Genomic DNA, 733 nt, shown 5'->3' on the forward strand with positions numbered 1-733 from the left:
AGCTAAGGTTGTTAGAGAGGAAAAAAGTTCATTGACATATTGAGAAACAAAGAATACGAGAAAACTACAGTTATAGAAGTTTACTTTTATAACGAGGTAAATTAATTAAATTAATAGAATATATTGTGATTTAAGGTCACGAGAAATTCGAGCATAAGCAAGAAGCATACAAGCTAGATAAGGGCGTATGGGGAATGCCTAGGCTCTCAGAGGCGAAGAAGGACGTGATAAGCTGCGAAAAGCTGCGGGGATTGGCACATACAAGTTGATCCGCAGATATCCGAATGGGGCAACCCACTATACTGAAGGTATAGTATCCGCAAGGAGGCAAACCCGGAGAACTGAAACATCTAAGTACCCGGAGGAAGAGAAAACAATAGTGATTGCGCTAGTAGCGGCGAGCGAACGCGCATTAGCCCAAACCATAAGGTTTACGGACCTTATGGGGTTGTAGGACCACAACATTTGTTGCAAACAGAATTAGAACAAGTTGGAAAGCTTGGCCATAGACGGTGACAGCCCGGTATAGGTAAAGAATGTAATGATAGTGGTATCCTGAGTAGTGCGGGGCACGAGAAACCCTGTATGAATCCGGCGGGACCATCCGCCAAGGCTAAATACTCCTGAGAGACCGATAGTGAACCAGTACCGTGAGGGAAAGGTGAAAAGAACCCTGAACAAGGGAGTGAAATAGATCCTGAAACCATACGCTTACAAGCGGTCGGAGCCCTTT

1 rRNA gene is annotated in these 733 nt (G+C 44.6%); it reads left to right on the forward strand.

Features of this window, described 5'->3' with window-relative positions:
* Window positions 1-166: 166 nt before the first annotated feature.
* Window positions 167-733, forward strand: a 23S ribosomal RNA gene (locus LB465_RS18080); the annotation flags it as partial.

Source organism: Salegentibacter lacus, assembly GCF_020164555.1.
Lineage (GTDB): Bacteria > Bacteroidota > Bacteroidia > Flavobacteriales > Flavobacteriaceae > Salegentibacter > Salegentibacter lacus.